Origin of the sequence: Streptomyces sp. NBC_00306 (genome assembly GCF_036169555.1) — a bacterium.
GTDB lineage: Bacteria > Actinomycetota > Actinomycetes > Streptomycetales > Streptomycetaceae > Streptomyces > Streptomyces achmelvichensis.
Genome location: NZ_CP108032.1, coordinates 5,334,085 through 5,360,491, shown reverse-complemented (window position 1 = coordinate 5,360,491; position 26,407 = coordinate 5,334,085). Strand labels below are relative to the sequence as shown.

Here is a 26,407-nt window from a genome sequence, read left to right as displayed (position 1 = left end):
CGTAACGACCGTCCCCCATCCCGAAGGTGAATACGTCGCGTCAGGCTAACGGCTCAAACCGACATTGAGCCAAGTCCGGACGCAGGCCGGGACACATTCGGTACACGGGATCATGGCCGGTCGGGGGTCATTCCCCGCCGGTGACGGGCAGGTGCGGCAGCCGGTCGGCGGCCACGACGCCCTCGAGATAGCCCCGGGCGCGCTCGGTTCGGGGATACGCCTCCAGCAGCCGCCAGAATCGCGGGCCGTGACCGGGCACCAGGAGATGCGCCAGCTCGTGGACGAGCACATAGTCGACGACGTACTCGGGCATGCCCTGCAGCCGGTGCGAGAGGCGGATGCTGCCCTCGGCCGGGGTGCAGGAGCCCCAGCGGGTGTTCTGATTCGTCACCCATCTCACGGATGTCGGTCTTGCGCGTCCGTCGAAGTACTGGGCGGACAACCGCTCGGCACGCTCGGTGAGTTCGCTGTCACCGAGGATCCGCTTGCTCTCCTGGGCGGCGAGTTTGTCGAGCATGACGCCCACCCAGCGCTGCTCCTCCGCCTCCGACATCCGGGCGGGGATCAGGACGATGGTCCGGTCGCCCTCCCGATAGGCGGAGACCGTTCTGCTGCGGCGCGCGCTCCTGCGGACCTCGACCGCGCTGGTCCCCGATCCGCGGGACGGGCGGCCTGGCACGCTGCGCTGTTGACTTCCCGCACTGCGCGGTGGTGTCTCCCCAGCGACGCGAGGGGAAGGGTCGACGGACACGCCCCGACGTTACCCGTTGCCGGTGGGGGAAGTCCCGCCTCCGGAACGGTTCGATCTTGATCCACTCCTTGGCTGCACCATTTGAACGACTAATACCCCAAGCCTGTGGATAACTTTTCACACCCTTCGACGCGGCCGGGCATTCTGACAACGGATCAGCGGAGAGCCGTTCTTGATCATTCTTCGGTTACTCACGGTTCTGCGGGTTCTGGTGGTTCTGCGGGTTCTGGCGGTTCTGCGGGTTCCGGCGGTCTCGGTTCCAGCGGTTCTGCGAGTTCCGGCGGTCTCGGGTTCTCGCTCCGCAAGGTTCTTCGGTTCGCGGTTATCGAGGGGGAAGTGGAAATGCATCCGATGGTGAAGCCGGCGCTGAGGCGGGCATGGCGGGAGCGGCAGACCGTGCAGTTCGGGGTGACACCGGCGCACGCGGTCGTGGTCGGGCCCGTGGACACGGCGACAGGTGCTCTGCTGGAGCTGCTCGACGGCACCCGCGGGCTTCCGCTGCTGCGTGAGGAGGCCCGGGTGATGGGCATGCCGGACGGGCAGGTGGATGCCCTGGTCAGACGGCTGAGCACAGCGGGACTGCTCGACGACGCGACGACGGGCGGGCCGGAGGCCGATGCCTTACGGCAGCGGGCGGGCGCCCTCGACCGCCTGCGTCCCGATCTGGCGACGCTCTCCGTGGTCCATCCGGAACCAGGCGGTGGGATACGGCGACTGACCGCTCGCCGGGCCATGCGCGTCCAGGTCCGGGGCGCGGGCCGCGTCGGCGCGACCGTCGCCGCGCTGCTCTCCTCGGCCGGGGTCGGACGCATCGAGGTGCTGGACGGCGGATGCACCGAACCGTGGGACATCGCTCCGGGCGGTCTGTCGGCGGGCGCGGTCGGCGGCAGAAGGGACACGACGGCCCGTCAGCTGGTCCGGCGGTCCGCCGCTTCCCCGTCACCACGGCAGAGGGGCCGGGCACGCGCGGCGTCGTCGGCGGCCTCGGCACCGACGCCGCAGTCCGCGCCGGCGGCAGGGGGAGACTCCGCGGCAGGAGGCAGGGGCGCCGAGCCCGGCCTGTCGCTGGTCGTCGTGTGCCCACGCGACGGTCTCGCCGCCTACGCACCCGACCCCGACGGGGCCGCCGACTGGATCGCCACGGGAACTCCGCATCTGTACGCCGGTGTGATCGAGGCGACCGGTGTGGTGGGGCCGTTGGTGCTGCCCGGCGGCACGGCATGTGCCGGATGTCTCGAACTGGACCGGGCGGACCATGACCCCGGATGGCGACGGCTCCTGGCACAGTGGCGTTCGGCGGGCCGTCGCAGTGGGGCGGTGCCGGCATGTGACGTCGCACTCGCCACACTGGTGGCGGGGACAACGGCGGCGCATGCGCTGTCCTTCCTCGACGGAGAACTGCCCACCAGTACAGGAGCGCGTTGGGAGACCTCGCTGCCGCTGCTGGACTGGCGATCGGAGAGGATCTCGCCGCACATCGACTGCGTCTGCGGTGCACATGGGAAGAGTGAGAGGGAGCACACCTCGGACTTCGGGCCGTCGCACGAGACAATGGCCGGGTAACCGCCGTACGCGGCTCGGCTGCTGTCGGGGAATTGGAGGGGCGCATGTCTGATCTTCCGCGTAAGGCGGTCACCCGGACGGCCAAGTTGGCCGCACTGCCACTGGGGTTCGCCGGCCGTGCCACATGGGGTCTGGGAAAGCGGATCGGCGGCAAGTCGGCGGAGATCGTCGCCAAGGAACTGCAACAGCGCACCGCTGAGCAGCTGTTCAAGGTGCTCGGTGAGCTCAAGGGCGGGGCGATGAAGTTCGGGCAGGCCATGTCCGTCTTCGAGTCCGCGCTGCCCGAGGACATCGCCGGCCCCTACCGCGCGGCGCTCACCAAGCTCCAGGACGCCGCGCCGCCCATGCCGACGCGCACCGTCCACGCGGTTCTCGCCGAGCGGCTCGGGGAGGACTGGCGGGACTTCTTCCTGAGTTTCGAGGACAAGCCCGCCGCCGCGGCGTCGATCGGGCAGGTGCACCGCGCGGTGTGGCACGACGGCCGTGAGGTCGCGGTGAAGGTGCAGTACCCGGGAGCGGGTGAAGCGCTGCTCTCCGATCTCACACAGCTCAGCCGGTTCGCCCGGCTGCTCGGACCGCTCATCCCGGGGATGGACATCAAGCCCCTGATCACCGAGCTGCGCGACCGGGTCTCCGAGGAACTCGACTACGAGCTGGAGGCGCAGGCGCAGAGCGAGCACGCGGCGGAGTTCGCGGACGATCCCGATGTGCTCGTGCCCGATGTGGTGCACCAGTCCGACCAGGTGCTGGTGACGGAGTGGATCGACGGCATCCCGCTGGCCGAAGTGATCACGAACGGCACGGAGGAGCAGCGGGACCGGGCCGGACAGCTGCTGGCGCGTTTCCTGTTCTCGGGTCCGGCACGCACCGGTCTGCTGCACGCGGATCCGCACCCGGGGAACTTCCGGCTGCTCCCCGACGAGGAGGGCGATACCTGGCGGCTCGGCGTGCTGGACTTCGGCACGGTGGACCGGCTGCCCGGCGGGCTGCCCCAGACCATCGGCGACTGCCTGCGGATGACGCTGGAGGGCGAGGCCGACGCGGTGTACGACCTGCTGCGCTCGGAGGGCTTCGTCAAGGACGAGATCGAGCTCGACCCGGACGCGGTCCACGAGTATCTGGTGCCGATCATCGAGCCCGCGGAGGCGGAGGAGTTCACCTTCACCCGGAGCTGGATGCGAACTCAGGCCGCGCGGATCGCCGACATCCGCTCCCCCGCACACCAGCTGGGCAAGCAACTCAATCTGCCGCCGTCCTACTTGCTGATACACCGGGTGACGCTGAGCACCATCGGTGTGCTGTGCCAGCTGAACGCCACCGTGCGGCTGCGGGACGAACTGGAGTCCTGGCTGCCTGGGTTCCTTCCCGAGGACGACGAGGACAGCGCCGCGATCGAGGCGCCGGCCTGAGCGACCGGTAGGCGGCGAGAGGCAGAACGGTGGTGGCCCGGCGGCGGCAGGCACGTGGGCGGCGCCGGCACGTGGGCGGCGGGCGGCCCGGCGGCGGTCTCACCACCACTCGGAGTCGAGTCTGCCCTCGATCGCGCGGAGGTGGGAGCGCGCGCAGTCGTCGCAGAAGTAGCGACGGACACCGTTCTCCACGGAGCAGGTCCAGGTGAGCGGTGTTCCCTCGGCGGTCTTGCCGCAGTGGGAACACTCGACGCTCTCGGCACCCGGCTGTTGCGGCTGCGGAGTCTGCTGCTGGTCCACCACGTGACGATAACCCCGTGCGGAAGCCGCCGCAGGAAGAACGCACCGCGGGGGCCGGTCCGTTCGGACCGGCCCCCGCGGGTCAGTGGGTGTCACGGTGTGACGTGCCGACAGCTGTCACTGCATGACGGCCATGGCGAGCGCACGGCGGGCGCGCATCGAGACGCGCTCGGCGCGGCGCTGCATCCGCCGAGCGGCGACCAGGCGCACGGCCTGGCGTTCCGACTCGGCTTCGAGCAGGCGCTCGTGCATATGCGCACGGGCCATGGCTTCTGGGATGAGTTGCATCTCACGGGTCCTGTTCTGACGCGAGGCGGTCGCGCCGATGGTGGTGACGTCTGGGGTGGCGGAGCCGGACGGCTCGCTCGTGGAAGAGGTCATGGGGGCCAGCTTCTGCGGATCGTGCGTCAGGGGGCGATCGATGGTTCCGGTGATGTTCATGCCGCAACCGGGTTCTTGCGCGGGCGGCCACGCGGCCGCTTGCGGGCCACGACGACGCCCTGGATGAACAGCTCGCCGCCCCAGACGCCCCACGGCTCACGCCGCTCCTTGGCGCCGGCGAGGCAGGCCTCGACCAGCGGGCAGGTACGGCAGAGGGACTTGGCGTACTCGACGTCCGCGGGGGACTCGGCGAAGAAGACCTCCGGGTCGTAGGAACGGCACGGGACGGGTACGCCGAGGTTCTCGATGGCGTCGTCGAGCGCGGTGAGCGCAGTGAGCGGAGTCAAGGTGGAGTCCTCCGTGAGGGCGGGCGGGGGGATCGTCTCGGAAGGCGGTACGGACGGGGCGTGCGCTTCGAGTTGCACGGTGGTGTCGTTCCTCGTCTTGTCGGTCCGGCCTGTTGGCCGGTTGGCGGTCCCCCGGTTCGGTCCGGGGGGCTGGTACCGGGTGCTGCTGTTCCCGAGGCCCCTTCGCTCCGGCTCCCCCGTTCGGGGAAAACAGAAGGGCCGCGGATCCCGGGTGGGGTTCCGCGGCCCTGAAGGCGCCGGCCTGATCTGAATCAGGCTGGATCACTCCAGGGTTCGAGCCCACGGAAGGCCCACATCGTGTGGTGCTGCGTCTGCTTCTTGGTTTCGGCACTGGTCGCCGCAAAGGCATAGGCCTGGGCCTTCACCGCTGCTACATCTGCTGCCAGTGCCTTGGTCGGTCGCTCATTGCGGTCCCGGACAGGGAGTCCGCCCAGAGCGATTCCGCCCAGACCGATCACCGGAAGCGCGGCCGAGGAGCCGGACACACCGGTGCCGTTGAACGACGCGGAGAAGCCGAGCGAGCAGGCGGAGGCGGCCGAGCGATCGGTCATTTTGGCGGTGCTGATGAAGCTGGTCTCGATGCTGATCACTGGATTCGCCTCCTCTCGGCGTCTTGGGGACCGGCCGGGGCCGATCACGCGTATTCGGATAAGTACAGCACGACAACAGGGCTTCAGAGAAGTCGCTGTTCCCGTGGTTAAGAACCTATGGGGCCTGCCGGGGCCCGCGCAAACTATTTTTTCGACGAGTTTGTATCAGTCCTCCTCGTCGACTCCTCCAAGCTCTTGACCTGCACAGATGGCGAGGACATCGGCGCCGAAACGCTCCAGCTTGCGTCCGCCGACACCGGAGATACCGGCCAGCTCCCCCTCGTCGCCCGGCACGGCCTCGGCGATCGCCATCAGCGTCTTGTCGGTGAACACGCAGTAGGCCGGCTGGCCCAGCTCCTTCGCCTGGTCCGAGCGCCACTCGCGCAGCCGCTCGTACAGCGCCTCGTCCATGTCGGAGGGGCAGTCCTCGCAGCGCATCAGCTTCATCTCGCCCGCATCGGTGAGCGTCTTGCCGCACACCCGGCACAGCACGGGACCGCGCCGCTTGCGCCGGCCTCCCGCGCCGCGCTCGACGCCGGCCCCGCCGCCCGCGCTGCGGGCACCCGGGGCCACCGACCCCGGACGCATGCCGTTCAGGAAACGGGTCGGGCGACGGGAGGCCCTGCCGCCGGGCGACCGGGAGAGCGCCCAGGACAGGGACAGATGCAGCCGCGCACGGGTGACCCCGACGTAGAGCAGCCGGCGCTCCTCCTCGACCTGTTCGTCGGTCTTGGCGTAGGTGATCGGCATCATGCCTTCGGTGAGGCCGACGAGGAACACCGCGTCCCACTCCAGGCCCTTGGCGGAGTGCAGCGAGGCCAGGGTCACGCCCTGGACGGTGGGGGCGTGCTGGGCGGCCGCCCGCTCGTCCAGTTCGGTCACCAGGTCGGAGAGTGTCGCCTCCGGCTTCACCCGTACGTAGTCCTCGGCAAGACGGACCAGGGCGGCCAGGGACTCCCAGCGGTCGCGCACCGCGCCCGAGCCCGCGGGTGGTTCGCTCGTCCAGTTCTTGGTCGAGAGCACCGCCCTGACCTGCGAGGGGAGGTCCCCGGCGTCGTCGAGCAGGGAGTCGTTGCCGCCGGCGCGGGCCGCGCCGCGCAGGGCGATACCCGCTTCGCGGACCTCCTGGCGCTCGAAGAACCGCTCCGCGCCGCGCAGCTGGTAGGGGACGCCCGCGTCGGCGAGTGCCTGTTCGTAGACCTCGGACTGGGAGTTGACGCGGTAGAGAACCGCGATCTCACCGGCCGGGACGCCCGCGGCGATCAGGTCGCGGATGCGGCGGGCGGTGCCTTCGGCCTCGGCCGGTTCGTCCGCGTACTCCACGTAGGCCGGGTCGGGGCCGGTTTCGCGCTGGGAGATCAGTTCGAGCCGGTGCTCGGCGGCGCGGCCGCGGGCCTGGCTCAGCAGACCGTTGGCGAGGTGGACGACCTGGGGAGTCGAGCGGTAGTCGCGGACCAGTTTGACCATGGTCGCGCCGGGGTGGCGGGTGCGGAAGTTCAGCAGGTGGTCCGGGGTGGCCCCGGTGAAGGAGTAGATCGTCTGGCTGGCGTCTCCCACTACGCACAGGCTGTCCCGCTCGCCGAGCCAGAGGTCGAGGAGCCGCTGCTGGAGCGGGCTGACGTCCTGGTACTCGTCGACCACGAAGTTCTGGTACTGGCGGCGGATCTGGTCGGCGATGTCGTGGCGGTCCTGGAGGATGCCGACCGTGAGCAGCAGGACGTCCTCGAAGTCCATCGCCGAGCGGTCGCGCTTGAGCTGCTCGTACATCGCATAGATCTGGCTGATTTCGGCCGGGTCCCGGGGGGCGTCGCGGACGGACTTCGTGACGGCGGCCGGATAGTCCGCGGGGACGGTCTGAGTGACCTTCGCCCACTCGATCTCGCTCGTCACGTCGCGCAGTTCGTTGCGATCCAGCCGGATGCGGCAGCGCGCGGCCGCCTCGGCGACCAGCTGGATCTTGCGGTCCAGCAGCCGTGGCATGTCACCGCCGACCGCCTTGGGCCAGAAGTACTGGAGCTGGCGCAGGGCGGCGGAGTGGAAAGTGCGGGCCTGGACCCCGCCGGCGCCGAGCTGGCGCAGCCGGCCCCGCATCTCGCCCGCTGCGCGGTTGGTGAAGGTGACGGCCAGCACGCTCGCGGGCTGGAGAATGCCCGCGCGCACCCCGTACGCGATGCGGTGGGTGATCGCGCGCGTCTTGCCCGTGCCGGCGCCTGCCAGCACGCACACGGGGCCGTGCAGGGAGGTCGCCACTTCGCGCTGCTCGGGGTCGAGCCCGGCGAGCACCGCGTCGGCCGACTCGGGCACCTGCGGGAAAAGGGAGGAGTGCGTTGCTGCTGTCACCCCGCCATGCTGCCAGGTCTGCAGAGGCGGGTGCGGCGCTTGTCCACAGGGGAGCGGACGTGGTCGTACTAGTACGGGAATGGCGGGCCGGTCACGTACGTTCTAGTGCCGTGCGACCACGCACCGCAGTGAGTGGGACGCAGTCAGCGAGACAGAGGAGCGCGAGAGACCATGCCGGGCACTGTGACGATGTACAGCACCACGTGGTGCGGATACTGCCGTCGGCTCAAGGGCCAGATGGACCGTGAGGGCATCGCTTACACCGAGATCAACATCGAGCAGGACCCGGATTCCGCGGCCTTCGTCGAGAAGGCCAACGGCGGCAACCAGACGGTGCCGACCGTGCTCTTCCCGGACGGCTCGACGCTGACCAACCCCTCGCTGGCGCAGGTCAAGCAGAAGATCGGCGCCTGACCGCACACGCCTGTGCGCGCCCCCGCTCGACGATGTCGGGCGGGGGCTTCGCCATGCCGGGACCTTGAGGACCGTGAGAAGCGTGAGGAGCGCGGGCAACGGTGACCGCCGCCGGGATCGGGGATCCCGGCGGCACCTCAGTTGGCGCTGCCCGGCTTCGGCAGCGGCTTGCCGTACCAGAGCTCGATCAGGCGGGCCGCGATGGAGATCCCGTACGGCGGCAGCACCTCGCCGGACTCGAACGCGGCCCGCAGGTCCTCGCGGGAGAACCAGCGCGCCTCGTGGATCTCCTCGCCGTCGACATTGATCTCGGACGATGTCGCCCGGGCCATGAAGCCGAGCATCAGGCTCGACGGGAACGGCCAGGGCTGGCTGGCGATGTACTCGACGTCGCCGACCGTCACGCCGGCCTCCTCCCAGACCTCGCGGCGCACCGACTGCTCGATCGACTCCCCCGGCTCCACGAACCCCGCGAGCGTCGAGAAGCGGCCTTCCGGCCAGTGCACCTGGCGGCCGAGCAGAGCGCGGTCCTCCTCGTCCGTGACCAGCATGATCACGGCCGGGTCCGTACGCGGGTAGTGCTCGGCGCCGCAGGCCGGGCAGCGGCGGATGTGGCCCGCGGCCGCGATGACCGTGCGTTCGCCGCAGCGGGAGCAGAACCGGTGCAGCCGCTGCCAGTTCTCCAGCGCGACGGCGTGGACCATCAGACCGGCGTCCCGCGGGGAGAGCAGCAGACCGGCCTCCCGCAGGCCGGCGGGCCGGGCCGACTGGTCGATCCGGCCCGGCAACGCGTCCTTCTGGAGCGCGAAGTAGCTCACGCCGTCCTCGTCGGTACCGAGGAAGTAGCGGTGGGTCTCGGTGACGGGGGCCTCGAAGGCCGGAGTCATCACCAGTTCGGTACGCCCGTCCGCGCGTTCGTCGATCAGGACCTGGCCGCCCGAGACCACGAAGACACGCGTCGACGGGTGGCTCCAGGCCGCCGCCAGCCATGCCTCGTCGAGACGGTGGTGCGCCTCGCGGTCGATGCCGCTCGGTGCGGTGAGACCGATGGGCAGGTCCCCGGCGCCGGCGAAAGTGTTGGTGCTCACGGTTCTTCCAACTCCCCCGAGTGGATTGGGTGTCAGTTAGCGGAGGGCGGCGGCGAGGTCGCCCCACAGGTGCGCGGTGGTCTCCACACCCTTGAGCAGCAGGTCGATCTCGACCTTCTCGTCGGGCGCGTGCCAGCCGTCGGAGGGTACGGAGATGCCCAGGAAGAGCACGGGCGCCTCCAGGACGTCCTGGAGGTCGGCCGCCGGTCCCGAGCCGCCTTCACGGGTGAAGAGGATCTTCTGCCCGTCGAAGGCCCGGCTCATGGCCCGTGCGACGGACTGAAGGGCGGGGTGGTCCAGCGGGGTGAGGCAGGGGCGGGTCGATGCCCCGAAGGTGACGTCGTAGCGGATGCCGGCGGGGACCTGGGACGCGAGCCACTGGCTGACCGCCACCTCGATCTTGTCCGGATCCTGGCCCGCGACCAGCCGGAAGGTGAGCTTCAGCTGCGCCGACGCGGGGATGATCGTCTTGCCGCCGGGGCCCTGGTAGCCGCCGCCGATGCCGTTGACCTCGGCGGTCGGCCGGGCCCAGATGCGTTCCAGGGTGGAGTAGCCGGCCTCGCCGAGCGTGCCGTGGGACTTGGCCGTCCTCAGCCAGGCCGCCTCGTCGAAGGGCAGCTCGGCGAAGAGCTCCCGCTCGGCGTCGGTCAGGGGCGTGATGTCGTCGTAGAAGCCCGGCACGGTGACCCGCTCGTCGGCGTCGTGCAGCGCGGCCACGAGCCGCGCAGCGACCGTCGCCGGGTTGGGCACCGCTCCGCCGAACGACCCGGAGTGGATGTCCTGGTCGGGGCCGTACAGCTCGATCTCGCAGTCCGCGAGGCCGCGCATGCCGGTGCAGACGGTGGGGGTGGTCTCGGACCACATTCCGGTGTCCGAGACGATCACGACATCGGCGGCGAGGCGGGCGGCCTCGGCCTCCACGAGCTCGCGGAAGTGCGGGGAGCCCGACTCCTCCTCACCCTCGATCAGCAGCTTGAGGTTGACGGCGGGCGCGGTGCGTCCGGTGGCGGCGAGGTGCGCGCGTACACCCAGGGTGTGGAAGAAGACCTGGCCCTTGTCGTCCGCCGCGCCGCGTGCGTACAGCCGGCCGTCGACGGTCACCGGCTCGAAGGGATCGGAGTGCCAGCCGTCCTCGCGGGCGGCGGGCTGGACGTCGTGGTGACCGTAGACGAGGACGGTCGGCGCGTCCGGGTCGCCGGCGGGCCACTCGGCGAACACCGCGGGTGCACCGGCCGTCGGCCAGACCTCGGCGACCGGGAAGCCGGTCTCCAGGAGCTTGGCGGCGAGCCAGTCGGCACTGCGTCGTACATCGGCGGCACGGTCGGGCTGTGCCGACACGGAGGGGATGCGCAGCCACTCCGCGAGGTCGTCGAGGAAGGCGGCGCGGTGCTGCTGGATGTACGTACGGACGACGCTGTCCGGGGTGTCGCTCATGCTGGTGAGCCTAACGGGCCTCGGCCGCCGGTTCCTCCGCCGTCTCGCCCAGCAGGATGCGTTCCAGAGCCGCGCGGTCCGGGAGGTCCGGCGGCCGGACGACCTCGCCGCTGCGCACGAAGACGAACGCGGCGTCGACCGCCTCCAGCGGCAGGTCGTGCTGCTCGGCCCAGGCCAGCCGGTAGACGGCCAGCTGGAGGGGGTCGGCGGTGCCGCTGCGGCTGGTCTTCCAGTCGACGATCTCGTACGCGTGGTCGGTGCCGGTCCCGGTGGGCCGGTAGACGGCGTCGATGCGGCCCCTGATCACGCGGCCGGCCAGGGTGATCTGGAACGGGGACTCCACGCGGTAGGGCGTGCGGTGGGCGTACGGGGTGCGCTCGAAGGCATCCTTGAGCGCTTCCAGGTCGCGCTCGTCCGCGATCTCCGGTGTCTCGGTGTCGTCGCCCGTGAGTTCGTCCGGGCCGAGCATGGGCAGCGGGAGCTCCTCGAAGCGGGACTCCACCCAGGCGTGGAACCGGGTGCCCCTGCGGGCAGCGGGCTGGGGCGGACGCGGCATGGGGCGGGCCAGCTCCTGGGCGAAGCCGTCGGGGTCGGCCGCGAGACGCATGAGCTGGGATGCGGTGAGCGACGGGGGCACGGGCACCGCCCGCACACCGGTGCGGCTGCGGCGGAGCTCCCCGGCGAGTGCGTCGAGGTCGCGGTCCCAGGACGCGATCGCGCGGGCGTCCTCGGGGGTGAGGACGTCATCGGAGGGGCGACGGGCGGCGTCCTCGTGCCGCTCGGGCGGCGGGCCTGCCTGGTGCGGCACGGCTCGTGAGAGCTCCGGTCCGCGGGCACCCGCCGCGGCTGCGGAGGCTTTGGACGGCGCCGGTGGTTCGTGTGCGGCGGGCGGGCGGGCCGTGGCGGAACCGCGGTGGTCCGGGTCGTACGCGTGGTCCGTGACGTAGGGGTCGTCGGGGGCGTACGAGTCTTCGGGGGCGTACGGCTCGTCCTCCGGGTCGTCGAACGGTGCTTCCTCGTCGTCCCACAGCGCCCACTCGTCGTCGGAGGGCTCGGGGGCCGGTTCGGGCTCGGGCTCCGGTCCGGCGTCGAGGTGGGCCAGCACCGTCTCCGCCGCGGCCCGGCGCCGGGCCAGGGACGTGGGGTCCAGCGGAAGGGGCCAGGCCCGCTCGGGCCCGGTCGTGTCGAGGCAGGGGTTCTCCGCGTCCTCGGGCGGTTCGTCGGCCCAGACCTCGATCTCGCCGAAGCCCTCGGTGCAGTGGTCGTGGAGTGCCCGCAGGAACGCCGACGGGCCGCGCCGGCGCTTCTGCGTCGGGCCCCACCAGTGGCCGGAGCCCAGCAGCATCGTGCGGGGGCGGGTGAAGGTGACGTATCCGAGGCGCAGTTCCTCGGTGTGCTGGTGGTCCTTCATGGCGTCCTTGAATGCCTTCAGCCCACCCGCGTCCCAGCTCGTGACGTCCGGGAGGGTGTCCGCGTCACCGCGCAGGGCGTGCGGCAGGACCTTGGACTGGGAGGTCCACGCCTCCCGCGCCTGGTCGTTCGGGAAGTGCTTGGCGGTCAGGCCGGGGACCGCGACGACGTCCCATTCCAGCCCCTTGGACTTGTGCGCGGTCAGGACCTTGACGGTGTTCTCGCCGCCCGGCAGGGCGTTGTCCAGGCCCTTCTCGTACTGCACGGCCGTACGCAGGAAGGCGAGAAAGGCCAGCAGGGAGGCCTCCCCGTCCAGAGCCGCGAAACGTGCCGCTGTGTCGAGGAAGTTGGAGAGGGTCTCGCGGCGCCGGGCGGCCAGGGCGTGCGGGGACGCGGACAGTTCGACCTCGAGGCCGGTCGTGCCGAGGACGCGGTGCAGGACGTCCATCAGGGGGTCGGCCAACGAGCGCCGCAGATCGCGCAGTTCGGTCGCGAGACGGGCGAAGCGGACCCGTGCCTCGGCGGAGAAGGCCAGCTCGTCGTCGCCGTCGGCCGATTCGAGGAACGTGTCCAGGGCGTCCGCGAGCGAGATGACCTCGGCCGGGTCCGTGCCCTCGACCGCCGCCGCCAGACGCTCGTCCGGGTCCGTCCCGTCGGCTCGGGCACGGTGCACGAGCAGCCGTGCCCGGCGGCCCAGCAGAGCCAGGTCCCGGGGGCCGATCCGCCAGCGGGGGCCCGTGAGCAGCCGTACCAGCGAGGCGTTCGCCCCCGGGTCCTGGAGGACTTCGCACACCGCGACCAGGTCGGCCACCTCGGGCAGATGCAGCAGCCCGGACAGGCCGACGACCTCGACGGGGACGTCGCGTGCGACCAGCGCGGCCTGGATCTCGGGGAAGTCGCCCGCGGTCCGGCACAGGACGGCGATCTCACCGGGCTCCTTGCCCGTACGCACGAGGTGGGCGATCGAGTCGGCGAGCCACGCGATCTCCTCCTCGTGTGTCGCCAGCAGTGCGCAACGCACCATGCCGTCGCGCTCGGCACCGGGCGCGGCCCGCAGCGCCTCGACGCCCTCGTGCATGGCGCGCAGCGGCGTCGCCAGATTGTTGGCCAGGTGCAGCAGCCGGCCGCCGCTGCGGCGGTTCTCGCTGAGCGAGAACCGCGTGGCGGGAAGGGAGTCGGCGTGCGCGAAGTGGGAGGGGAAGTCGTCGAGGTTGGCCACCGACGCTCCGCGCCAGCCGTAGATGGCCTGGCAGGGGTCGCCGACCGCGGTCACGGCATGACCGGTGCCCTGGCCGAACAGTCCGGACAGCAGCAGCCGTTGGGCGACGGAGGTGTCCTGGTACTCGTCGAGCAGGACGACCCGGAACTCGTCCCGCAGGATCGCACCGACCTCGGGGCGGGTGAGGGCGAGCTCGGCCGAGAGGGCGATCTGGTCGCCGAAGTCGAGCAGCTCACGGGAGCGCTTGGCCTCCCGGTAGCGGACGGTGAGGTCGAGCAGTTCACGGCGCGCGGCCGCGGCCTCGGGCACCTTGCGCAGCTCGGCGTTGCTCAGCCGGACGCCGTCGAGGGTGCGCAGCAGCTCGGAGTCGAACGAACCGAGCTGTTCCGGGGGCACCAGATGCTCCGCGAGCTCCGCGTCGAGCGCCAGCAGATCGCTGACCAGCGAGGGGAACGACCGGGTCAGCGAGGGGTAGGGACCGGGCGCCTCGCGCAGTACGCGGGCGGCGAGTTGGTAGCGGGTGGCGTCGGCGAGCAGTCGGGCGGTCGGCTCCAGGCCTATCCGCAGCCCGTGGTCGGCCAGGAGCTGCCCGGCGAAGGCATGGTAGGTGGAGATCCGCGGCTCGCCCGGGGGGTGGTCCGGGTCGATGACGTCGGGGTCGGTCACCCCTGCCCGTACGAGAGCGGTACGGACCCGCTCGGCGAGCTCCCCCGCCGCCTTGTTCGTGAACGTGAGGCCGAGGACCTGCTCCGGCGCGACCTGGCCGGTGCCCACGAGCCACACCACCCGGGCGGCCATCACCGTCGTCTTCCCCGACCCGGCTCCGGCCACGATGACCTGCGGGGCGGGCGGTGCCGTGATGCAGGCCGTCTGCTCCGGGGTGAAGGGGATGCCGAGGAGCTCCTTGAGCTGCTCGGGATCGGTGATGCGGGCGTTCACTCCAGAGAGGCTAATGGGGACCACTGACAGCAGTGGTCCCCACCGGCTCTCCGCGGGCTCGGGCGTCCGGGCCCGGAGCCGTCAGGCATCAGCCGTCAGGCATCAGGCATCAGGCCTCGGGTTCCCGACCTCGGCCCCTGCCGGGCGCCGCGCAGGCGTCGAGTCTCAGGCGTCCGGACCGGAGCCGGTTCCGGTGCCCGCTCCGCTCAGCCCAGTTTGTCCAGCTTGTCCAGGTCGACGACCTGGTCGGTCGGCGGGGCCGTGACCTTCACCGGCTTGTCGTAGTCGGAGAACGTCATCGTGCCGGGCTCGTCTCCACCGACCACCACGACCTTGAGAAGGTAGGGCTTGCCCTCCTTGGCCACGTACATCGTGAGCGTCTCGCCGCCGGTCTTCTTCTTCACGAGGGTCACGGCGGGCACGCCGTTCACGTCGGCGTCAGGGCCCTTGGTCATGCCCTGTCGGTCCGACTTCTCCTCGTCCATGTCGCTGATCATGGTCTTCACATCGCAGGCGCCCCCCATCTCGCCGGCGGACTCCGCGGGCATCTTCAGCCAGCGGCCCTTCATCAACTCCACCGCGGCGTCGGCCTCGGCCTTCGGCATCTCGCTCCCGGTCAACTGCGCCCGGTAGAAGTCCTCGTCGCCCTTCATGTACAGGACCTCGTTCAGCTGGACGAGCTCGAGAGAGTTGCCGTCAGGGCCCATCGTGCCCTTGCAGGAGCCCTGGGAGTCGGCCGTGACGTCGATGTCCCCTTCCTCACCGTCGCTCTTGACCCGCCCGGCCATGCGCATCGAGCCGGCGGCCTTCGTCGCGGCGATCGCCTTGTCGCTGATCTTGTCGGCGGTGAGCCCGACGAAGGGGTCCACCGGAGCCTTCGGCGTGGCCGCGGCTTCCTTCTTCGCGCCCCCGTTGCCGTCGCTCTTGCCGTCGCCGTCCTTCGAACAGCCCGTCAGCCCGGCGATCACGGTCGCGCAGACCGCTACCGAAACCAGGAACGTACGTCGTGCCGCCATCTGCTTCTCCTCTGAACCCCGTTGATGTCTCGCCCCTTGGGCGACACCTGCCGACAGCCAATGGATGCACGCGGATCGTGTGGCATGGGCCACAACACCCCGTCATTCGACTGTCTGGCGGCCTTCCGGCTGCGCACTGCACGAGGCGCGGAACGCGCAGTGGGTGCAGTGCTGCCCGGCGGACGGGGTGAAGCGCTCGTCCAGGACGCGGCCCGCGGCCGTGGCGAGCAGGTCGCCGACCCACTCCCCCGTCAGCGCTTCCTGCGCCTGGATTCTGGGCAGGGCCTCGCCGCCCTCCTTCTTGGGTGCCGCCTGCCGCAGCTGGACGAGTTCGGCACCGCCGGGCTCGGGTCGGCGGCCGTCGAAGGCGTCGTCGAGCGCCCCCTCCCGCACGGCGAGCTGGTACACGGCGAGTTGGGGGTGGTGGGCGACCTCGTCCTTGGTGGGCGTCTGCTTGCCGGTCTTGAAGTCGACGACGTACGCACGCCCTTCGGCGTCCTGCTCCACGCGGTCCATGGAACCGCGGATGCGTACCTCGTACTCACCGGCCTCCAGCGTCACGTCGAAGTCGTGTTCCGTCGCGGCGGGGACGCGGCCGCCGCGGTCCATCACATGCCAGCGCAGGAACCGTTCGAGGGCCACGCGCGCGTGCTGCTTCTCCTGCTGCGACTTCCAGGGTGCGTCGAAGACGAGCGCGTCCCAGACCGAATCGAGCCGCTCCATCAGGACGGCGAGGTCGGCGGGGGTACGCCCGGAGGCCACCTCGTCGGCGAGTACGTGAACGACGTTGCCGAATCCCTGGGCGGCGGTGGCGGGAGCGTCCGCCTTCACCTCACGGCCCAGGAACCACTGGAGGGCACAGGTGTTGGCGAGCTGGTCCAGGGCACTTCCGGAGAGCGTGACCGGCTCGTTGCGGTCGCGCAGGGGGAGGCGGCTGTGGGTGGGCTCGTACAGGCCCCACCAGCGGTAGGGGTGAGCGGCGGGGACGAGCGGCTGCCCCTCGTCGTCGGCGAGGGCGGCGAGGCGGGCGAGCCTGCGGGCCGCAGCGTCCCTCAGCGCGGGGGACGCGTCGGGGTCGACGGTCGTGGCACGCAGTTCGGCGACAAGCGCGGAGACGGCGAGGGGACGGCGGGGACGGCCGGTGACATCCTTCGGCTCGGCTCCGAGCTCGGTCAGGAACCGGGAGGGCTGATCTCCGTCGTCGGCGGGCGCCTTGACCGCCGTGACGACGAGCCGGTCGCGGGCCCGGGTGGCGGCCACGTAGAAGAGCCGGCGCTCCTCGGCGAGGAGGGCGCCCGGCGTCAGCGGCTCGGCGAGACCGTCCCGTCCGATGCGGTCCGCCTCCAGGAGCGAGCCACGGCGGCGGAGGTCCGGCCACAGTCCCTCCTGGACGCCGGCCACGACGACGAGGCTCCATTCGAGGCCCTTGGAACGGTGCGCGGTCATCAGACGCACGGCATCGGGCCGCACTTCCCGTTTCGAGAGCGTGTCGGCCGCTATGTCCTGGGCCTCGATCTCCTCGATGAAGTTGAGGGCGCCGCGGCCGCCGGTGCGTTCCTCGGCGCGTGCCGCGGTGTCGAAGAGCGCGCACACGGCGTCGAGGTCGCGATCGGCGTTGCGGCCGCCGGGACCGCCGCGCAGGGCGGCGCGTTCGAGACGCTGGGGCCAGGGGGTGCCGTCCCACAGCTCCCAGAGGGCCTCTTCGGCGGTGCCGCCGCCTTCGAGCAGCTCACGTGCGGTGCGCAGGAGACCGCCGAGACGCTGGGCACCGCGGGCGTACGAGGGGTCGTGGGCGACGAGGTGTTCCGGCTCGGCGAGTGCGCGGGCGAGGAGGAGGTCGGAGGGAGGCGGAAGCTTGTTCCCGGCGGCGCGCTCCTCGTCCCGCAGGGCTCGCCCGAGCCGTCGGAGGTCGGCGGCGTCCATGCCGCCGAGGGGGGAGGCGAGAAGGGTGAGGGCGGTCTCGGTGTCGAGCCAGGGGGCGGGGGCGGCGCCCGAGCTCTGGGGGACCGCGTCATCAGGCGCGTCGGCGGAGTCGGCGTCGTCCGGGGGCGTGATCGCGTCTGCTGCGTCCGGGCCGTCCTCCGGGTTCGCGGGCGTGGCCGCCGCATCCGGGGCGTCCTCCGGGGTCACCGCCCCCGTCGCATCCGGGGCGTCCTCCGGGGTCCCCGCTCCCGTCGCCTCCGACTGCTCGGCCTCCGTCCCGGCGGAGGGCCGCGCCGCCGGATGCGCGGTGGCCGCCGTCGCCACCGCCCTCAGTGCCGTCAGCAGCGGCGACACCGCCGGCTCGTGGCGCAGCGGGACGTCCGCGCCGTCGACTTCCAGAGGCACGCCCGCCGACGTCAGGGCACGCCGGATCGAGGGGATCGTGCGGTCACCGGCACGGACCAGCACCGCCATGTCGGACCAGGGGACGCCGTCCTCCAGATGGGCACGGCGGAGGATGTCCGCGATGTTCTCCACTTCCGTGGACGCCGTCGGGAAGGTGTACGCCTCCACCGTCCCGCCCTCACGGACGGCGGACAGATCGCGGTGCGCCCGCACCTTGTCGGAGGGCAGCCTCGTCAGCGGCATCCGGCGGGTCAGCAGCCGGGTCGCCTCCAGCAGCGACTCACCGCTGCGGCGGGAGGTCGTGAGGACCGCGACCCCCGCGGGGCCGGCGTCCGCGTGCCGGAACGCGTCCGGGAAGTCGAGGATGCCGTTCACGTCCGCGCCGCGGAACGCGTAGATCGACTGGTCCGGGTCGCCGAACGCGACCAGCGTCCGGCCGCCGCCCGCCAGCGCCTGCAACAACCGCACCTGGGACGGGTCGGTGTCCTGGTACTCGTCGACGAACACGGCGTCGTACGGGAAGTCGTACGGAGAGGCGGTCCGTTCCGCGAGCAGCACCGCCCGGTGCACCAGTTCCGCGTAGTCGAGGACGCCCTGCATATCGAGGACGTCGAGGTACTCGGCGAGGAAGGACGCCGCCGCCCGCCAGTCGGGCCGTCCGGTGCGCGCGGCGAAGCGGGCCAGGGAGTCCGGTCCGAGGCCCAGTTCGCGGCTGCGGGCCAGCACCGCGCGGACCTCGTCGGCGAAGCCGCGCGTCGTCAGGCACGCCCGCAGGTCGTCCGGCCACTGATGCCGCGCCAGGCCCTCCCCCTCCAGGTCGATCTGGCCCGCCAGCAGCTCGCGCACGGCGACGTCCTGTTCGGGACCCGACAGCAGGCGCAGCGGCTCGGAGAACAGGTCGGCGTCCTGGTGCGCGCGGACCAGGGCGTAGCAGAAGGAGTGGAACGTCGTGGCCTGCGGACCCTGTGCGCCGCCGAGCCGCACCGCCATCCTGTCCCGCAGTTCGACCGCGGCCCTGCGGCTGAAGGTGAGCACCAGGATGCGTTCCGGATCGGCTCCCTTGGCCACCCGCGCGGCGACCGCCTCGACCAGGGTCGTGGTCTTCCCGGTCCCCGGACCAGCGAGAACGAGCAGCGGACCGTGATCGTGGTCAACCACGGCCCGCTGGGTTGCGTCCAGGAGAGGGGGATCCGCGGCGCCCGGCGGGGTACGCACCAGCCGGTAGGCGCCCGGGGTCCTCCCCCTGAGCCCCTGCGGGCGTGGGGGGACCCCCTGCCGTACCTGTTGCGGGTACGGCGTACGCCCGGTGGTGGAGGAGGAGCTCACGTGGATCGCCGGTCCTGGTGGGTGTGCTGGTGCTGATGGAGCGGTTCGTGCCGCGCCCTGGAGACGCTACGCCAGCGCGCGGCGGCGACGCAGCGAGTCCGGCGTGTACCGGAAGAACGCCGGATTCGGCGCATACTCCCCGTGCGCGACGTACTCCGGACAGTCCTTGGACCGCACGTCCGGACGCCGGATGGCGGAAGCTGTCATATGTGAGCGCCGTCGCCATCGCCGCCGTCCCACCGCGCGCGCCTCATGTCGAGGCGCGGCACATGCCCCTCGGCGCTGCGTGGGGCTTCCCGGAGCGGTGTGCCCTCGGTCCGGTACTGCGCGAGAGCGCGCAGCTCGTGGCCGGGCAGCAGCATGCCGTCGGCACGGACCACACGCCACCAGGGCACGGATCCGCCGTACAGCGCCATGACCCTGCCGACCTGGCGGGGGCCACCCTCGCCGAGCCACTCGGCGACATCGCCGTACGTCATGACCCGGCCCGGCGGGATCAGCTCGGCGACCTCCAGGACCCGCTCCGCGTACTCCGGCAGCTCTTCCATCCGGTCCATCCTGCCGCACCCCACCGACAACGCAGGGCGCGGAGGGCGAGGGGCGCATGGGGTGCCGAGCGTGTTTCAGGCGGCAAAGGGACGTATCTCACGCACCTCCCGACCCCGCAATACACCCTGATGCCCCCCTCTGTCGGCGGGGCGTGCCACCATCGTGCGGGCGGTGACTGGTGATACGAGATCAAGAAGAGACCGAGACGACCGAGGAGCAGGGCGTGCAGCCTGGCAAGGCAGCAAGCACCCCTGATGCCGGGTCGCGCCCGGACGCACCCGTTCCGCCCGCCTCGCAGGACTCCGGCCGGACCGCCGGCGACAAGGCCACCACCGGGTCCGCGAGCGGGTCGTCCGCCGCAGGCGCGAAGGAAACCTCGAAGACCACGGACGGCGCGAAGACCGCGGACGGCGCGAAGACCACCGAGGGCGCGAAGACCGCGCTGACGAAGGCGGACGCCGCCGGCGATGTCACCGACGTCGCCAGCATCGACCGGGTCTCCGGCGACGAACCGCTGCTCGCCGCCCGTGTGCACCGCCCCTCCGACCTGATGCGCCTGCTCATCGGCATCCTCCTGATCGCCGTGGTACTCGCCGTCGCCGCCTTCGCCCACGGCACCACGTCCGGTCTCGAACAGGACATCAACAAGGGCACCGGCCAGGCACCCGACCTGCTGGTCAAGATCGCCGGACTCGTCTCCAGCATCGCCGTCCTGCTGGTGCCGGTCGCCTTCGCGATCGAGCGCCTGATCAAACGGGACGGACTGCGGATCGCCGACGGTGTCCTCGCGGCTGTCCTCGCGCACGGCGTCACGCTCGCCACGGACCTCTGGGTCGCCAGGGGCGCGCCGGGCACGCTCCAGGACGCCCTCACCCAGACACAGACGGACGGCGGGCTCACCGACCCGGTGCACGGGTATCTCGCCCCCGTCATCGCGTATATGACCGCGGTCGGCATGTCGCGCAGACCCAGATGGCGTGTCGTCCTGTGGGTGGTGCTGCTGCTCGACGCCTTCGCGATGCTGGTCGCCGGGTACACCACGCCTTTCTCGATCATCCTGACCGTTCTGCTCGGCTGGACCGTCGCGTACGGAACGCTCTACGCGGTCGGCTCACCGAACGTCCGCCCGACCGGCCAGACGTTGATGGCCGGTCTACGCCATGTCGGTTTCCGCCCGGTCAACGCGATGCGGGCCGAGGACGTCCCCGACTCCTCCCCCCTGCGTCCCATCGGCGGCAGCCCCGCCGAGCAGGGCGACCGCGGCCGCCGGTATCTGGTGACCCTGGAGGAGGGCGCGCCGCTCGACGTCACCGTCGTCGACCGCGAGCAGCAGGCACAGGGCTTCTTCTACCGGGTGTGGCGGCGGCTGACACTGCGTTCCATCACCACCCGCCGCTCGAACCCGTCGCTGCGCCAGGCGCTGGAGCAGGAGGCGCTGCTCGCCTACGCCGCCATCGCCGCCGGAGCCAACGCCCCCAAGCTGATCGCCACGTCCGAGCTCGGTCCCGATGCCGTGATGCTCGTGTACGAGCACCTGGGCGGCCGCTCACTGGACGCCATGGACGACGACGAGATCACCGACGACGTGGCGCGCGGCGCCTGGCGGCAGGTGAAGGCCCTCATGTCGCGCCGTATCGCGCACCGCAGGCTGACCGGCGACGCCATTCTGGTGGATCGTTCCGGCAAGGTGATCATCACCGATCTGCGCGGCGGCGAGATCGCGGCGGGCGACATGGTGCTGCGCATGGACATCGCGCAGTTGCTGACCACCATCGGACTGCGGGTGGGTGCCGAGCGCGCGGTGGCCACCGCCGTCGAGATCCTCGGTCCCGACACGGTCGCCGACTGTCTGCCGCTGCTCCAGCCGATCGCCCTGAGCCGCTCGACCCGGGCGACGCTGCGCAGACTCGCGCGGGAGCGCTCGCAGCGGGAGCGGGACGCCGTGCTGGAAGCCTCCGCGGCCGCCAAACGAGCCCGTACCGAAGCGGCCGAGGGGCCGGCGGCCGACGACCGCAAGGCGGTGCGCAAGACCGAGCGGGCGGAGAAGCAGGCCGACAAGCGGGCCATGGACGAAGCCATGGACGAGGTGCGCGAGGAGGACCTGCTCTCCCAGATCCGCCGCCAGGTGCTGCTGATCAGGCCGCAGGCGCCGGTCGAACCGGTACGCCTCGAACGCATCCGGCCGCGCACCCTCGTCAGCATGATCGCCGGCGCGGTGGCCGCGTACTTCCTGCTCTCGCAGCTCGCCGGCATCGACTTCGGCACCGTGTTCGGCCGGGCGCACTGGGGCTGGGTGGCGGCCGCGGTCGCCTTCTCCGCCCTCAGCTACATCGCTGCGGCGATGAGCCTGCTGGGCTTCGTGCCCGAGCGGGTGCCCTTCCTGCGGACCGTGGTCGCCCAGGTCGCCGGTTCGTTCGTCAAGATCGTCGCTCCGGCGGCGGTCGGCGGCGTCGCGCTCAACACCCGCTTCCTCCAGCGCTCGGGGGTACGTCCGGGGCTCGCGGTGGCGAGTGTCGGCGCGTCCCAGCTGTTCGGACTCGGTGCGCACATCCTGCTGCTGCTGTCCTTCGGCTACCTCACCGGCACGGAGAAGACGGCCTCGCTCAGCCCGTCCAGGACGGTGATCGCGGGCCTGCTGACGGTCGCCGTGCTGGTGCTGGTGGTGACCGCGATCCCGTTCCTGCGGAAGTTCGTCTCGACGCGGCTGCGGTCGCTGTTCGCGGGCGTGGTGCCGCGCATGCTCGACGTACTCCAGCGGCCGATGAAGCTGATCACCGGCATCGGCGGGATGCTGCTGCTGACCGGTGTGTTCGTCATGTGCCTGGACGCGTCGATCCGGGCCTTCGGCAACGGCGCGCAGCCGCTGAGCTACGCGAGCATCGCCGTCGTCTTCCTCGCGGGCAACGCGCTCGGGTCGGCGGCGCCGACGCCCGGTGGTGTCGGCGCGGTCGAGGGCGCGCTCACCTTCGGTCTGATCGTGGCGGGCGTCCCGAAGGAGGTCGCGGCACCGGCGGTGCTGCTGTACCGGATGCTGACGCTGTGGTTGCCGGTGCTGCCGGGGTGGTTCGCGTTCAACCACCTGACCCGCAAGGGAGCGTTGTAGGCCGGGGGCGTCCGGCGGCCGGTGTTGTCCTGGGCGGACGGCCGGGTGGGTTGGTTGCGCTCGTTCGCATGTGTCAGCGCCGACGGGCGAGGGCCGTATGCGCCTGCCGGTGGCGCGCGGGGCACGGCCTGCGGCCGTGTCCTCAAGCGCCGGACGGGCTGAGATTGGCCCTGTTCGCAGGCGTCAGCCCCTGACGGGCAAGGTCCGTATGCGCCTGCCGGTCGCGGGCGGGGCACGGCCTGCGGCCGTGTCCTCAAGCGCCGGACGGGCTGAGATTGGCCCCGCTTCGCGCGCGTCAGCCCCTGACGGGCAAGGTCCGTATGCGCCTGCCGGTCGCGGACGGGGCACGGCCTGCGGCCGTGTCCTCAAACGCCGGACGGGCTGGAATTGGCCCCGCTTCGCGCGCGTCAGTCCCGACGGGTGAGGGCCACAAGGCTGCGCACCCGTGAAAAGTGACCCCCCGATCGTCGCCATCACGTCCTCCCCGGAAAAATCACCCGCTTGGGCCTGCGCACGGGCGGCGTGGGGGGTTGCGGAGCACCATGGCCGCATGCCGACCTCTTCTTCCGGCCTGCGCGCCGCCGCCCTCGCAGCGTCCCTCGCCGTGCTGTTCGTCGCCGGCTGTTCCGACGGCGGTGACAAGGAGAAGGACACCGGCTCCTCCGGGGCGAAGGACCTCGCCTCCCAGACGCTGGACTGGCAGAAGTGCCCTGCCCCCTCCGAGGCCGAGGGCGGTGGACCCGCGCCGTCCCCGCTGCCCGGGGGCACGAACTGGGAGTGCTCCTTCATGGACGCGCCCCTCGACTACGCCGAGCCGGACGGCGAGACCATCGAGATCGCCCTGATCCGTGCCACCGCGCTCGACCAGAACAACCGCATCGGCTCCCTGATCTTCAACTTCGGTGGACCCGGAGGTTCCGGTGTCGCCACCCTGCCGCCCGCGTCCACGGACTACGCAAGTCTGCGCACCCGCTACGACCTGGTGAGCTTCGACCCGCGCGGCGTCGGCCGCAGCGTGCCCGTGGAGTGCGAGGACGACAAGCAGCTCGACGCGTACTTCGCCTCGGACTCGACGCCCGACGACCCGGCCGAGGTGACAGCGTTCACGGACAACCTGAAATCCTTCGCGGGCGCCTGCGAGAAGAACTCCGGCGACGAACTCCCCCACGTCGGCACCGTCAACGCCGCGCGCGACATGGACCTGATGCGCCAGGTGCTCGGCGACGCCAAGCTGCACTACTTCGGGATCTCGTACGGCACCGAACTCGGCGGCGTGTACGCGCATCTGTTCCCCAAGAACGTCGGGCGGGCCGTCTTCGACGCCGTGGTCGACCCGACCAAGGACTCGCAGCAGAGCTCGCTCGGCCAGGCCAAGGGCTTCCAGCTCGCGCTCGACAACTTCGCCAAGAACTGCGTGGACCGCGGCGACGAGTGCCTGCTGCCCGGCTCGACCGTGAAAGAGGTCGAGGACGGGATCATTCAACTGCAGCAGCGGCTCGACAAGAAGCCGATTCCCGGCAGCGGGGACCGGATGCTGACGCAGTCGCAGGCCACGAACGGCATCGCGCAGGCGCTGTACTCCAAGGAGTACTGGGAGCTGCTGGAACAAGGGCTCGACGAGGCCGACGGTGGTGACGGCGCGCTGCTGCTCGCACTGTCGGACGCCATGAACGGCCGCAGCGACGACGGCCACTACAGCAACATCCAGGCGGCCAACGCGGCCATCAACTGCGTGGACTCCAAGGAGCGTTACTCGCTGGGCCGGACGAAGGCCGCACTGCCGGAGTTCCGCACGGCGTCCGCCGTGTTCGGTGACTATCTGGGCTGGGGAATGATGGCCTGCACCGAGTGGCCGGTGCCCGGCCAGTGGACCCACCCGGACGTCTCCGCACCCGGTTCCGCGCCGATCGTCGTCATCGGCAACACCGGCGACCCAGCGACCCCGTACGAGGGTGCGCGGGCGATGGTGAACGCGCTGGGCAAGGGCGTGGGCATCGAGCTGACGTACCGGGGTGAGGGGCACGGCGCGTACAACAGCAACAGCGCATGTGTGAAGAAGGCCGTGGACGCCTATCTCCTCCAGGGGAAGGCGCCCGCCTCAGGGACGGTGTGCAGCTAGGACCCCACCAGAAGCGCCCCGGACCGGCGGGCCTCCGGGGTTGTCCACAGGCCCGCGTGGGCCGGCGGGCCGCCGCCTAGGATGGCGAAATCCGTTGTCGGAGCCTGGGGGGCACGCATGATCGAACGGGTACGGGTGGGGGCCCTGGTCGCCGCGGTGCTGCTGCTGGCCGTGACGGCTGCGGGCTGCGGCAGCGGTTCGGGCGAGGGCGACGGGAAGACGGACGGGAAGAACGGTGCGCGGCCGTCCGCGGACGCACCGGCCGCCTCGGACCCCGGGAGAGCCGGCCTGCCCGCCTCGCTCACCGGCCAGAGGCCGGACTGGAAGAGGTGCAAGGCTCCGAAACAGGCGGACGGCAGCGCGGCGCAGGCTCCAGGCGGCGAGTGGAAGTGCGCCACTCTCAAAGCACCGCTCGACTACCGGAAGCCGGCAGGCGCCACGATCGGCATCGCCGTGATCCGCTCCGAGGCGAAGCACTCCTCGCGACGGATCGGCTCGCTGCTGTTCAACTTCGGCGGCCCCGGCGGCTCGGGCGTCGCCGCGCTGCCGAAGGCGGCGGCAGGTTTCGGGACTCTGCACGAGCGCTACGACCTGGTCGGCTTCGATCCGCGCGGGGTCGCGGAGAGCTCCGCCGTGATCTGCCGGGACAGCAAGCAGGCTGAGGCCGCGTTCCGGATGGACTCCACCCCGGACACCGCCGCCGAGGAGAAGGCGTTCATCGCGGACTCGACCGCCTTCGGCGCGGGCTGCGCCAAGAGGTCGGGCACGGTGCTGCCGCATGTCGGCACGGCCAACGCCGCGCGCGACATGGATCTGATCCGCCAGGTGCTCGGCGACGACAAGCTGCACTACCTCGGCTTCTCGTACGGCACCGAACTCGGAGGCATCTACGCCCACTTGTTCCCCTCCCGGGTCGGACGGCTCGTCCTCGACGCCGTCGTGGACCCCGCCGCCGACTATGTGGGGCATGCCCGCAACCAAACGCTCGGCTTCCAGCGCGCCCTGGACAACTACTTCACCAGCCGCGGCACAGGCACGAAGGAGGGCACCGCGCGGGTGGTGCGACTGCTGGCCGAGCTGGACCGCGAGCCGCTGCCCACCGACAAGGGCCGCACCCTCACCGAAGGTCTCGCGCTCACCGGCATCATCCTGCCGCTGTACTCCGAGGAGCAGTGGCCCTCGCTGACGCAGGCGTTGAACGACGCGGAGAGCGGTGACGGCACCCGGCTGCTGGCGCTGGCCGAGTCGTACAACGGCCGGGACGGGGACGGGTCGTACACCGCGCAGGACCATGCGCAGCGCGCCATATCGTGCGCCGACACCACGGGCCGGGCGACCGCCGCCGAGGTCAGGTCCCGTCATCTCGCCGAATTCACTGCCGTGTCACCGGTGTTCGGGCCGTATCTGGCGTGGGATCTGGCGGGCTGGTGCGCGGACTGGCCGGTGGCGGGCGAGTCCGAGACGCCGGAGGTCGCGGCGAAGGGGGCGGCCCCGATCCTGGTCGTCGGCACCACGGGCGACCCGGCGACCCCGTACGAGGGGGCGCAGCGCATGGCGGACGAGCTCGGTGCGGGCGTCGGCGTGCTGGTCACCAACAAGGGCGAGGGGCACGGCGCGTACGGCAACGGGGCGTGCGTGACGGACACGATCGACGCCTATCTCCTGGAGGGCACGGTGCCGGCGAACGGCAAGACCTGCTCCTGAGCCCGGGCCCCGGGCCGCCCTCCGTGGCACACGACAAAGCCCCGGACCGTTGCCGG

Annotated in this window: 18 protein-coding genes; 6 read left to right on the top strand and 12 right to left on the bottom strand. The window is 71.4% G+C overall.

Annotated features, from left to right (window positions below):
* Positions 1-127 precede the first annotated feature (127 nt).
* Complete coding sequence (locus tag OHA05_RS24025; protein ID WP_313944236.1) at positions 128-751, bottom strand: M48 metallopeptidase family protein; 624 nt, start codon at positions 749-751, stop codon at positions 128-130.
* A 342-nt stretch (positions 752-1,093) separates the two neighbouring features.
* On the opposite strand from OHA05_RS24025, the gene OHA05_RS24020 reads away from it, so the two are divergent.
* Together OHA05_RS24020 and OHA05_RS24015 are read left to right on the top strand one after the other, a co-directional pair.
* Positions 1,094-2,314 carry a ThiF family adenylyltransferase gene (locus OHA05_RS24020; RefSeq protein ID WP_328861678.1) on the top strand — a complete coding sequence of 407 codons (1,221 nt, stop codon included), beginning with the start codon at positions 1,094-1,096 and terminating at the stop codon, positions 2,312-2,314.
* A 44-nt stretch (positions 2,315-2,358) separates the two neighbouring features.
* Complete coding sequence (locus OHA05_RS24015; protein ID WP_328861677.1) at positions 2,359-3,723, top strand: ABC1 kinase family protein; 1,365 nt, start codon at positions 2,359-2,361, stop codon at positions 3,721-3,723.
* 99 nt (positions 3,724-3,822) lie between these two features.
* Here the strand turns inward: OHA05_RS24015 and OHA05_RS24010 are convergent, their stop codons facing one another.
* From OHA05_RS24010 to OHA05_RS23990, 5 genes are all read right to left on the bottom strand, one after another.
* Positions 3,823-4,023, bottom strand: a complete 201-nt coding sequence (locus tag OHA05_RS24010) for a hypothetical protein (protein ID WP_328861676.1) — start codon at positions 4,021-4,023, stop codon at positions 3,823-3,825.
* 117 nt (positions 4,024-4,140) lie between these two features.
* Positions 4,141-4,464, bottom strand: coding sequence for a hypothetical protein (locus tag OHA05_RS24005; RefSeq protein WP_313944239.1), 324 nt, complete (start codon positions 4,462-4,464; stop codon positions 4,141-4,143).
* Positions 4,461-4,829: a WhiB family transcriptional regulator gene (locus tag OHA05_RS24000; RefSeq protein ID WP_327680511.1), complete on the bottom strand. Its 369-nt coding sequence runs from the start codon at positions 4,827-4,829 to the stop codon at positions 4,461-4,463. Before OHA05_RS24000 ends, OHA05_RS24005 begins: the two co-directional genes overlap by 4 nt.
* Before the next feature lie 194 nt (positions 4,830-5,023).
* The gene (locus OHA05_RS23995) at positions 5,024-5,362 is read right to left on the bottom strand and encodes a hypothetical protein (RefSeq protein WP_313944241.1); all 339 of its coding nucleotides are present in this window, start codon (positions 5,360-5,362) and stop codon (positions 5,024-5,026) included.
* A gap of 165 nt (positions 5,363-5,527) precedes the next feature.
* On the bottom strand, positions 5,528-7,702 hold the full coding sequence (locus tag OHA05_RS23990; RefSeq protein ID WP_313944242.1) for an ATP-dependent DNA helicase UvrD2: 2,175 nt from the start codon (positions 7,700-7,702) through the stop codon (positions 5,528-5,530).
* A 171-nt stretch (positions 7,703-7,873) separates the two neighbouring features.
* Between OHA05_RS23990 and OHA05_RS23985 the strand changes: the two genes are divergently transcribed.
* Complete coding sequence (locus OHA05_RS23985) at positions 7,874-8,116, top strand: mycoredoxin (RefSeq protein ID WP_313944243.1); 243 nt, start codon at positions 7,874-7,876, stop codon at positions 8,114-8,116.
* A gap of 137 nt (positions 8,117-8,253) precedes the next feature.
* Here the strand turns inward: OHA05_RS23985 and nudC are convergent, their stop codons facing one another.
* From nudC to OHA05_RS23955, 6 genes are all read right to left on the bottom strand, one after another.
* Positions 8,254-9,204, bottom strand: a complete 951-nt coding sequence (gene nudC / locus OHA05_RS23980; protein WP_313944244.1) for an NAD(+) diphosphatase — start codon at positions 9,202-9,204, stop codon at positions 8,254-8,256.
* Between the two features lie 36 nt (positions 9,205-9,240).
* A complete protein-coding gene (locus OHA05_RS23975; protein ID WP_328861675.1) occupies positions 9,241-10,638 on the bottom strand; it encodes a dipeptidase in 1,398 nt (465 codons plus the stop codon).
* 10 nt (positions 10,639-10,648) lie between these two features.
* Positions 10,649-14,206, bottom strand: a complete 3,558-nt coding sequence (locus OHA05_RS23970) for an ATP-dependent DNA helicase (protein ID WP_328861674.1) — start codon at positions 14,204-14,206, stop codon at positions 10,649-10,651.
* A gap of 206 nt (positions 14,207-14,412) precedes the next feature.
* On the bottom strand, positions 14,413-15,222 hold the full coding sequence (locus OHA05_RS23965) for a hypothetical protein (protein WP_328861673.1): 810 nt from the start codon (positions 15,220-15,222) through the stop codon (positions 14,413-14,415).
* Positions 15,223-15,324: 102 nt separating this feature from the next.
* Positions 15,325-18,876 (bottom strand): ATP-dependent helicase, encoded by a 3,552-nt coding sequence (locus tag OHA05_RS23960; protein ID WP_328861672.1) that lies wholly within the window; start codon positions 18,874-18,876, stop codon positions 15,325-15,327.
* 203 nt (positions 18,877-19,079) lie between these two features.
* The gene (locus tag OHA05_RS23955) at positions 19,080-19,433 is read right to left on the bottom strand and encodes an MGMT family protein (RefSeq protein WP_384430160.1); all 354 of its coding nucleotides are present in this window, start codon (positions 19,431-19,433) and stop codon (positions 19,080-19,082) included.
* Positions 19,434-19,648: 215 nt separating this feature from the next.
* On the opposite strand from OHA05_RS23955, the gene OHA05_RS23950 reads away from it, so the two are divergent.
* From OHA05_RS23950 to OHA05_RS23940, 3 genes are all read left to right on the top strand, one after another.
* On the top strand, positions 19,649-22,528 hold the full coding sequence (locus OHA05_RS23950; RefSeq protein WP_328861671.1) for a lysylphosphatidylglycerol synthase domain-containing protein: 2,880 nt from the start codon (positions 19,649-19,651) through the stop codon (positions 22,526-22,528).
* A gap of 550 nt (positions 22,529-23,078) precedes the next feature.
* The gene (locus tag OHA05_RS23945; protein ID WP_328861670.1) at positions 23,079-24,647 is read left to right on the top strand and encodes an alpha/beta hydrolase; all 1,569 of its coding nucleotides are present in this window, start codon (positions 23,079-23,081) and stop codon (positions 24,645-24,647) included.
* Positions 24,648-24,764: 117 nt separating this feature from the next.
* On the top strand, positions 24,765-26,351 hold the full coding sequence (locus OHA05_RS23940; protein WP_328861669.1) for an alpha/beta hydrolase: 1,587 nt from the start codon (positions 24,765-24,767) through the stop codon (positions 26,349-26,351).
* Positions 26,352-26,407 lie beyond the last annotated feature (56 nt).